General features: G+C 66.7%; 6 protein-coding genes and 2 pseudogenes. 6 read left to right on the top strand and 2 right to left on the bottom strand.

The features are described 5' to 3' along the window. Window positions 1–139: 139 nt before the first annotated feature. Window positions 140–1,510, top strand: coding sequence for an enoyl-CoA hydratase-related protein (locus FREUN1FDRAFT_RS45600; protein WP_198144573.1), 1,371 nt, complete (start codon window positions 140–142; stop codon window positions 1,508–1,510). Between the two features lie 13 nt (window positions 1,511–1,523). After that, complete coding sequence (locus FREUN1FDRAFT_RS36145) at window positions 1,524–2,816, top strand: acetyl-CoA hydrolase/transferase family protein (protein WP_050796174.1); 1,293 nt, start codon at window positions 1,524–1,526, stop codon at window positions 2,814–2,816. Window positions 2,817–2,830: 14 nt separating this feature from the next. On the opposite strand, the pseudogene FREUN1FDRAFT_RS36140 reads toward FREUN1FDRAFT_RS36145, so the two are convergent. Next, a pseudogene (locus FREUN1FDRAFT_RS36140) lies at window positions 2,831–3,658 on the bottom strand (hypothetical protein). 201 nt (window positions 3,659–3,859) lie between these two features. On the opposite strand from FREUN1FDRAFT_RS36140, the gene FREUN1FDRAFT_RS36135 reads away from it, so the two are divergent. The 4 genes from FREUN1FDRAFT_RS36135 to FREUN1FDRAFT_RS36120 all read left to right on the top strand — a co-directional run bounded on the left by FREUN1FDRAFT_RS36135 (window position 3,860) and on the right by FREUN1FDRAFT_RS36120 (window position 8,123). Further along, entirely contained in the window at window positions 3,860–5,056 is a 1,197-nt protein-coding gene (locus tag FREUN1FDRAFT_RS36135) for an acetyl-CoA C-acetyltransferase (RefSeq protein WP_006545362.1), read from the top strand. A gap of 79 nt (window positions 5,057–5,135) precedes the next feature. Beyond that, the gene (locus FREUN1FDRAFT_RS36130) at window positions 5,136–6,398 is read left to right on the top strand and encodes a MaoC family dehydratase N-terminal domain-containing protein (RefSeq protein ID WP_006545361.1); all 1,263 of its coding nucleotides are present in this window, start codon (window positions 5,136–5,138) and stop codon (window positions 6,396–6,398) included. Between the two features lie 23 nt (window positions 6,399–6,421). Next, window positions 6,422–6,901, top strand: a complete 480-nt coding sequence (locus FREUN1FDRAFT_RS36125; RefSeq protein ID WP_006545360.1) for a MaoC/PaaZ C-terminal domain-containing protein — start codon at window positions 6,422–6,424, stop codon at window positions 6,899–6,901. Window positions 6,902–6,968: 67 nt separating this feature from the next. After that, window positions 6,969–8,123, top strand: a complete 1,155-nt coding sequence (locus FREUN1FDRAFT_RS36120; RefSeq protein ID WP_006545359.1) for a CaiB/BaiF CoA-transferase family protein — start codon at window positions 6,969–6,971, stop codon at window positions 8,121–8,123. A 129-nt stretch (window positions 8,124–8,252) separates the two neighbouring features. On the opposite strand, the pseudogene FREUN1FDRAFT_RS36115 reads toward FREUN1FDRAFT_RS36120, so the two are convergent. Continuing rightward, window positions 8,253–8,951: pseudogene (locus FREUN1FDRAFT_RS36115) on the bottom strand (SDR family oxidoreductase); the annotation flags it as partial. Between the last annotated feature and the right edge of the window lie 668 nt (window positions 8,952–9,619).

Raw genomic sequence — 9,619 nt, 5'->3', positions numbered from 1 at the left:
AGCCGGGAGGTGCCTTTGCACTACCCCCAGACTTGGCAACCCCCTGAGCAAGACGGAGATGGGCCAGACAGCCAAACCGTCCTTCGAGACGCGTTAGTCCAGGTAGCCGCCCGTCCGCCGGGTCGAGAAAGGTACTCATATGTCGCTGCTCGCAGGTCGTACGGCCGGGCAGGACGAGGTCATGGAAGCGGTAGGTAGCAGCCTGCCGGGCGTGAGGCTCGGCGATACCCGCGGAGAGTTTCGAGGTGACGACCTGGTCGTCGCGTACAGCCACCACGCCGGCGCAGGCTGGCTCGAGGAGAGCACGCCGACGTGCCGGGGGTCGACGCTGATGTCAGGCGAACAGGATGTGCGCTTCGTCGCCCTCCCCGCGCCGGACCCGCGCCATCAGGTCGGCCTCGCCCGGCAGGGACGCGCCGGGCGCGAGTTCTTCGCAAACGATCTGACGACAGATCTGGCGGGCATTGAGCTCAGCGGTCCCGGGAACACACACCGCACTGGTGAACGGCCGGTTCTCGATGGTCATCCGTCGTCTTCGCTGGCTCCTATTGCGTCGCCCTTGATGGCGGTGGACGGACGGGATGTCGGCCACGAAGAGTTGTCTCAGATAGATCAATCAACTACGGAGCCCGCGGGCAAGCGCCCGAGACCAGGAACCGATGACATGAACCCGTCGTCTTTCGAGCACATTCACTACGACGTCGTCGACCACGTCGCGGTGGTGTCGTTGGCCCGCCCGGATCGTCGCAACGCCTGGACCGGCAGCATGGCCGCCGAGTATCGCTGGGCCCTGCACCACGCCGACACCGACCCGCTGGTGGGCGCGGTGCTTGTCACCGGACAGGGATCGTCGTTCTGCGTGGGCGCCGACGCGCAGATCCTCACGGCGATGGACGGCGAGGGCGGTACCTACCAGCGCGCGAAGGTCGAACTGCCGCCGTACCCGCAGAACGCGCCGGCCAGTCTGCGCCACAATCACACCTACCCCCTGGGGCTATCGGTGCCGGTGGTGGCTGCTATCAACGGTGCGTGCGCTGGAGCCGGCTTCGTCCTGGCCTGTTTCGCCGACATCCGGCTCGCGGTGGACGGAGCCAAGATCACCCCGTCGTTCGCCGGCCTCGGACTGCCGGCCGAGTACGGCATCGGTTGGATGCTGCCACGCATCGTCGGGCTGCAGAATGCCGCCGAGATCCTCATGACCAATGCCGTCATGACGACGGCCGAGGCGATCGAGGCCGGGTTCGTCCGACGGTCGTGGCCCGAGGACGTCTTTCGGGAGGAGGCGCTGGCATACGTGCGCCGCATCGCGCTGCACTCGTCGCCCGGCGCGCTGTCGGTCATCAAGCGACAGCTTCACGTCGATGCCGAGGGTGATCTGCACGAGGCGTACAAGCGTTCGGTGCTGGACATGGATCGGCTGGTAACCGAGCCGGACTTTTCCGAAGGGCTGCGCGCCATGCGTCAGAAGCGGCTGCCGGTGTTCCTGCCACCTACCTCCGAGTCGAAGTAGCCCGCGTGCAGCGATGCGATCCGAGGCGGTCCTCATGCGTCCCGAACAGCTCGACCTGACGTCCTTCGTTCGCGCCGGTGATCTGGTCATGTGGGGGCAGGCCTGCGCGCGGCCGATCGGGCTGACCGCGGTGCTGGCCGACCAAGCGGCGCAGATCGGTCCGGTGCGCTGCTTCGCGGGGCTGGGGATCGACGATCCGACGGGTAGGTCCGTGCTGGATGCTCCGGCCGTCGTCACGATGTCCTACACCGGTATGGGGCATCGGCGTGCAGAGGCAGCCGGCAGGCTGGAGGTGCTGCCCGCGCACTACAGTGCGATCGCCGCCGCGATCGACGACCGTCGCCTCGTCGTCGATGTCGCGCTGGTGCAGGCGACCCGGGCCGCACCCGACGGTCTGCATCGGCTTGCCCTGGCGGCTGACTACATGGAGGCCGCGCTGCGACACGCACGTGTCGTCATCGCCGAGGTCAACGAACAGGCCCCGCTCGTCGTCGATGCCCCGGTCGTGCGGCCTGAACGCGTCGCTGCCTGGGTCGAGTCCTCCTACGAGCCGTTGACGTCGCCGCCGTCCGAGTCGGGAGCGGTGGAGCGGATGATCTCCGCCCACATCGCCGACTTGGTCCAGGACGGGTCGACATTGCAGGTGGGTCTCGGGAAGGTTCCAGAGGCCGTGGTGGCTGCGCTCGTCGACCGTCGCGAGCTGGGTATCCATAGTGGGACGGTCGGTGACGCACTCGCTCGGCTCGTCGAAACGGGCGCCGTGACGAACGCCAAGAAGGGGCGCGACCACGGAGTGTCGGTGACGGGGCTCGTGATGGGCAGTCGCGCGGTCTTCGACGCCGTCGACGACAATCCATCGTTCGCCCTGCGGCCTATCGGATATACGCACGATCCCGACGTACTCGCATCGCTGCGGCAGCTGGTGACGATTAACTCCGCCATCGAGGTCGACCTGTCGGGCCAGGTGAACTGCGAGGTCGCCGCCGGACGCTACGTAGGCGCCGTGGGCGGTGCGCTCGACTTTCTACGCGGCGCCAGCCGGTCCCGTGGCGGGCTTCCCATCATCGCTCTTCCGTCGACGGCAGGCGGTAGGTCACGCATCGTCAACACATTGTCGGGTCCTGTGACTATCCCGAGAGGGGATGCTCCCATCGTCGTGACGGAGCACGGCGTCGCCGATCTACGTGGCCTGTCGCTCGCCCGGCGCCGCGAGTGTCTGCTCGCCGTCGCAGACCCCGCGCATGTCACTGCCCTCGAACATTCACAGCCAGTACCAGGCAACCTCTCGACTCGGGAGTCTCCATGACCGCGTCAAGTGCCCTACGCGACGGGCGTGACGGCGGTGAAGATCCGCTTGTAGCGCAGGAGTGCCCACAGGACGTCGACGCGTCGGCGGGCGAGCGCGATCACGGCTTGGACGTGTTTGAAGCACTCGCCGCGTTTGTGGTGGTACAGGTCCCGGTTTGGTCTGCCGTGGATCATGCTGGTCTGCGCGGACAGGTAAAATATCTGGCGCAGCCGGTGGCTATAGCGTTTGTTCCGGTGCAGATTGCCGGTGCGTCGTCCGGAGGCGCAGGGGACAGAGTCCAGGTCGGCCGCAGACGCGAGGTGGCCCGCCTCCCGGTAGAAGGCCCGATCCCCGCCGCCGTGGATCGGGCCGATCCTCGGCATCGATCCGATGATCTCCGGTTGGGGGTGGGTCCGGAAGGTCTCGCGGATCTGTTTGTCTGTGCCCGTGATCCGTTTGTCGAGCGCGAGAATCTGGGAAGCGAGGTCGGCGACAATCAGGGCAGCGATCCTCTCGCCGGACGGGCTGGTCCGCTGGGCCTCGGTGGCCGCCACCGCGGCCGCGCCGCGCATCCCCCAGCCGGTCAGCTAGGCGGCCAGCCCGGCCCGGCCGCGGCCACACAGTGCACCGGGTGTCTGGTAGCCGGTCAGCAGGATCAGTGTGCCCTTGTGGGTCGAGTAGTCGAAGGCCCGTTCCAGCGCGGGGAAAGCCTCACCGATCGCGGCCAGAATCACCGCCTCGTCGTCGACGATCTTCTTCGGCCATACCTGGGCGCCGGTGTCGTTCACCGCGCTCGCCCAGTGACGGGCCTTGTCCGCATCGATACCGACCCAGACCCGGGCGGGGTGTCGCCTACACATCCCTCGTCGTAGCCGTCAATATGCCTCCGGCCCGAGGAACACCCCGCCGTCAGTGCCGTAAACAGTGACCGGAACGCGCATCTCACTCAGCGGTCAGGGCGCCCCGGAGAGCCGGAGCGCCACTCTTGAAAGGCCACTGAGGGCAAGGGGCCATCAGCCAGATCCGGCTGTCCGGGCCGGCCAGAAACTTATGGAGAAACCATGAGACGTGCCGTCATCGTCAATCCGCTACGCACGCCGATTGGGACCTTCGGCGGAGTTCTGCGGCCGGTCCCGGCGGAAGAGCTCGCCACGATTGTCGTCCGTGAGGTCCTGCAACGATCAGGCGTCGACGGCGGGCTCATCGACGACGTCATCTTGGCTCAGTCTTACGCCAACTCGGAGGCACCGTGCATCGGACGGTGGGCAGCGCTGAACGCGGGCCTCCCGGTCGAGGTGCCCGGGATGCAGGTCGACCGGCGTTGCGGGGGAGGTCTGCAGGCTATCTTGAATGCCGCCATGCAGGTGCAGACCGGCGTGGCCGACGTCGTCCTGGCTGGCGGGGTCGAGAGTATGAGCAACGTCGAGCTCTACACGCAGGACGCCCGCTGGGGTAGCCGGTCCGGTGGAATAACAATGCACGACCGCCTCGACCGCGGCAGGGAAAGGTCTCAGCCGGTGGAGAGGTTCGGAATTATCTCCGGCATGATCGAGACCGCCGAGAACGTCGGATCGCTGTACGGCATCCAGCGCGAAGAGGCCGATGCCTACTCGGCGGAGAGCCATCGCCGAGCCCAGGCTGCTTGGGACAGCGGAGTTTTCGACGCTGAGGTCGTGCCGGTGACGGTGCCCCAGCGTAGGGGGGACCCGATGAGGGTCATCCGCGACGAGGGTATCCGCCCCGACACGACCGTAGAGCGTCTGAGCGTGTTGCGGCCGATCATCCCCGGCGGCACGGTGACCGCCGGCAACGCGAGCCAGCAGAACGACGCGGCTGCCGCGTGCCTTGTCGTGGACAGTGACACCGCCGAGCGACTCGACCTGGAGCCCCTCGCCTACCTCGAGACCTTCGCCGCCGCGGGCTGCGACCCGGCGATGATGGGCATCGGGCCGGTGAAGGCGGTCGACAAGCTATTCGCTCGATCCGGATTGTCGTTCGACGACCTCGACCTGGTCGAGCTCAACGAGGCATTCGCCACCCAGGTGCTCGGCGTCCTCAAGGGATGGGACTGGGACGACCGATCGAGACTCAATGTTTATGGCTCAGGCATCTCCCTAGGTCATCCTGTCGGCGCCACCGGGGCCCGCATGACGGCGACAGCATTGCACGAGCTGGCTCGCCGCAAAGGAGAGCGTGCCATGATCACGATGTGCATCGGCGGTGGTCAGGCCCTAGCCGCAGTTTTCCGCCGCCTGTAGGAAAAAATATGCATCCCTTTGACATTAATACGTTTACATGTTGCACTTTCCTGCGGTCTCACCCTCGACGGAGGATCTTGTGAGCACGACGTCGCGTCCAGCAGTCACGCCCGAGCCAGGCAAGCTCTCCGCTGCGGCCTTCGAGCGCTCCAGGCAGAGACTGGGCGTGCCGCAGCCGCTGCGCCGAAGCCCGCACAACCTCGAGGTGACGCGCGACGGCACGCGCCACTTCGTGTTCGGATACGGCGACGACAATCCGTTGTTCCACGACCCCGAGTACGCCAAGAACACGCGGTGGGGCACGGTGATCGCGCCTCCCGGGTTCCACTACACGATGGGCGAGGACGCGGCTCCGGCTCCGGACGCCGAGACCAGATCCATCCTGAAAGGCGATCCGTTCGCCGGGCTGGGATCGTACCAGGCTGTCATGGAATTCGAGTGGTATCGCCCACTTGTCCTCGGAGACCGGTGCCGCCTCCTCCTGACGCAGGTGGGGGTCAAAGAGAAGGCCAGCCGCTTCGGTGGCCGCACAGCTCACGTGACGAACGACTTCCTCTACGCCAATGGTGAAGGCCAAGTGCACGCCGTCCGTCGCGGCACCTGGATCAACGCCGAGCGCGGAGCGACGAAGGAACGCTCGAAGACGTCGGCCGTCGCCGGGCCCGAGCCGTACACGCCCGAGCAGCTCGCCGAGATCGACGCGGCCTACGAGACCGAGGTCCGCCGCGGCGGCGAACCACGCCTGTGGGAGGACGTCGAGGTCGGCGAGGAGCTGCAGCCTCGCGTCAAGGGGCCCCTGACCACGACGGATGTCGTCGTATGGCACCTCGGTTGGGGCATGCAGCTGACCCCGCCCGGGGCGTTCCGCATCTCCTACCTCACGAGGCGCAAGGCTCCTGCCCTCTACCCGCCCAACGAGCTCAACGTGCCCGACACGGTGCAGCGACTTCACTGGGAGCCGGCCCGGGCACGCGAGCTTGGTCTGGTGACGTCGTACGACTACGGCGGCATGCGCGAGATCTGGATGACCCACCTGCTGACCGACTGGATGGGTGACGACGCATGGCTGCGCAACCTTCGCGTCGAGCACCGCAAGTTCAACTACATCGGTGACACCACGTGGATCACCGGCGAGGTTGTCGACAAACGGGCCGAGGGCCACGACCGGCTCGTCGACATCGAGCTGCGGTGCACCAACCAGCGCGGTGAGGTCACGACCCCGGGAACGGCGACGATCATGCTGCCGAGCAGGGAGCTCGGCGACGTGACGCTCCCGACGCCGCCGGCCGACTCACTCGAGGGTCTGGTCGAGGTGGAACTACGCCGATTCTCGATCGACTGAGTCACGACCGGATAAGGACACTCATGAGCAGAAATGCAGTGCACTACCTCGAGGACCTTGAGATCGGCCAGACATTCGAGAGTGCCGCCCGCACCGTGACCGAGGCCGATGTCGTCGCCTTCGCCGGGCTGAGCGGAGATTTCAACCCCATCCACACCGACGCGGTCTCCGCGGAGGACTCCATCTACGGCCAGCGGGTCGTTTACGGACTTCTGGGTCTGTCGATCGCGACGGGTCTGCTCGACCGCACCGGGGTCTTCTCAGGCAGCGCGATCGCGATGCTCGGCATCAAGGAATGGGCCTTCACGGCCCCCGTGTTCATTGGCGACACTATTCGGCTGCGACTGACGATCGAGGACGTGCGCCCGTCGTCCTCGAAGCCCGACCGCGGCGCCGTCCAACGTCGGTTCGAGCTGATTAACCAGAAGGAGCAGCTGGTCCAGACTGGACGCATCGACGTGTTGGTGCGTCGTCGGCCAAAAGCGCAGTCGGGCCGTCGATGACACCGCCACGTCGCCCACACGAACAGGCTGCTTCCATAGGGCAGGTCACGCGAAGGAGTTTTACTCGATGGCTGATGACATGAAGACCACGGGACCGCTGCTCGGCGTCCGAGTCCTCGAGCTGTCCGGGATCGGCCCTGGGCCGTTCGCCGCGTCGATCCTGGGCGACCTCGGCGCGGACGTCGTGCGCATCGACCGCCCGGGCGGGTCCACCACGGGGATACCCGAAGAGCTGGACGCGCTGCGTCGCAGCCGCCGATCAGCGGCCCTCGACCTGCGTGACCCGGTGGGGGTCGACGCTCTGATGACCATGGTCGAGTCGGCAGACGTCCTCATCGAGGGTTATCGGCCCGGAGTCGCCGAACGGCTGGGCTTCGGTCCGGAGGCATGCGCCACCCGGAACCCCAGACTGGTGTACGGCCGGATCACCGGCTGGGGGCAGGATGGTCCGCTGGCTCAGACGGCAGGCCACGATATTAACTACCTGGCTATCACCGGAGCATTGCACGCCATGGGCCGTGAGGGGGAGGGTCCCGCCATCCCGCTGAACCTGGTGGGCGACTTCGGCGGCGGCTCACTCTACCTGGTGGTGGGTATCCTCTCGGCGCTCCTCGAGCGCGAGCGCTCTGGCGTCGGGCAGGTCGTGGACGCTGCCATCGTGGACGGTGTCACTCACCTGACGACGCTGTTCCATGGGCTGATGGCAGCTGGGGTATGGCAGGACCGACGTGGGGTGAACATGCTGGATTCCGGTGTGCCGTGGTATGACACGTACCGCACGGCCGACGCCCGCCACGTGGCCGTGGGCGCGGTCGAGCCAGCATTCTACGCGGAGCTCATGACAACACTCGGCCTTGATCCTGACCCGCGGCGGCGGATTGATCCTGGCCAGTGGCCGCGCATCCGCGACGAGCTGACCGCTGCCTTCGCTGCCAGCCCGCTTCAGACGTGGATAGACACCTTCGCAGGTACTGACGCGTGTGTCGCACCAGTCCTGAGCTTCTCTGAGGCGATCGAGACCCCGCAACTGCGCGAGCGAGGAGTGTTCGTAGACGTCGGTGGACTGGCCATGCCAGGCCCCGCACCTCGGCTCAGCCGCACCCCTGGGTCCGTCCAGTCGGCGCCCGTGCCCTTCGCAGCGCACACCCGCGCAGTGCTGGCCGAGTACGGAGTGCCCAACATCGACGACCTCTTCCAGGCAGGCACCGCCATCCAGGGCTGAGCGGCTCGATCAATAGGTTGCTGGATTCACGTGTCCGGTGCTGACCAGCTGGTAGGACTCGTCCTCGGTCGTTGTTTCACCTTGAGCGTTTCGATCTGTGTGTTGGGGCGTGGCCGTGGGGTTTCCGGATTAGGATTCGACGCTGCCCAGCATGGTCAGGACCTGGTCGTAGGTGCCGCTGGCCTCGGCGTGCCGGGCGAACTTGGCGCTTTCCACGACGATTTCCTTGGCGTCGGGTTGGGCATACAGCAGCGTCAGCGTCTCGGTCAGGAACTCGTCCAGCGGCATGGCCTGCTCGTTGTCCTGCTGGCCCATCAGTCCGGTCCGGACCCCCGACGGGACCACCTCGATCACCTGAACGGGGGTACCGGCCAGTTGGACGCGCAGACTCTCGGAGAACGAGTGCAGGGCGGCCTTGGTCGCGTTGTAGGTCGGGGTGACCGGCCACGGCACGAACGCCAGCGCCGAGGTGACGTTCAGGACGACGGCGTCGTCCTTGGTCACCAGGTGTGGCAGGAAGGCATACGTCATCCGGATCGGGCCGAGCAGGTTGGTCGTGACATGGTCCTCGGCGATCGGCAGGCAGGCCGGATCGAGCAGGTTCTCCGTCTGCATGATGCCGGCGTTGTTGACCAGCACGTTGAGCTGGGGATGGCTCGCGGCCAGGGTGCTTGCGGCGTGGGTGATCGACGCGGGGTCCGCCACGTCCAGGACGAACGCCTCGATGCCCGGGTGCTCGGTGGCGATCTGGTCGAGCAGGTCCTTACGCCGGCCGGCGACGATCACCTTGTTGCCGGCCTCGTGCAGACGCAGGGCCAGTCCGAGCCCGCCCGCTCCAGCTCATCGCGAACCACCACGCAGCCTCCCTCCGAAGCTGCGGGCGTTCATACCGATCAAGCCGTCAGCGTCCTCCGCGACACGCAGACCAGGCTCTCCGTAGTCCGGTCAACATTTCGCTATTTATCCTCGCCGGGGGTGGGCTCGTCGCGCTCACCGATGTCAGGACCACGCTGCTCCTCGCCGGACTCGCCTGCACGGTCAGCGCCGCGCTGCTGCCTTACCGGACGCTGTCGATGGTGTCCGCGGGCTCCGGCACGACCCTTCCCGAAGAACCGCAGGTTGGCCCTGGGTGCAGGTGGCCCGTTATGCAGGGAAGCCGTGAGCAGCGCGCGTCCGCACCGACTGGCTTTGTAAGTGGCAACGGGGACCAGATGCACCTGGTATCGGGGACCATTCGATCTTCGCTTCAAGATCGAATGGTGATGGTTTTCGGGGCCAGGTCGCCGAGCGGATCGCAGCTGGGCCGAGGGTCGGCGCGCCGCGTCGGCGACCAAAGTGCCTGCGCGGCAGGCAAAAGCAGCAAGGAGGGGATCGCGGGGCTCCGGCCTGCAGGGCCGGTGCAGGTGGCTCCCATTCTCATCGACACGACATCGCGGTCGGGCCGAGGTGGTCCCCACTCCCAGCAGCGAACGGTCCCCACTGCCACCTTCATAGCC

Source organism: Parafrankia sp. EUN1f, assembly GCF_000177675.1.
Taxonomy (GTDB): domain Bacteria; phylum Actinomycetota; class Actinomycetes; order Frankiales; family Frankiaceae; genus Parafrankia.
Note: the sequence above shows the minus strand (reverse complement) of the source record. Positions and strands in the feature narration are given on the sequence as shown.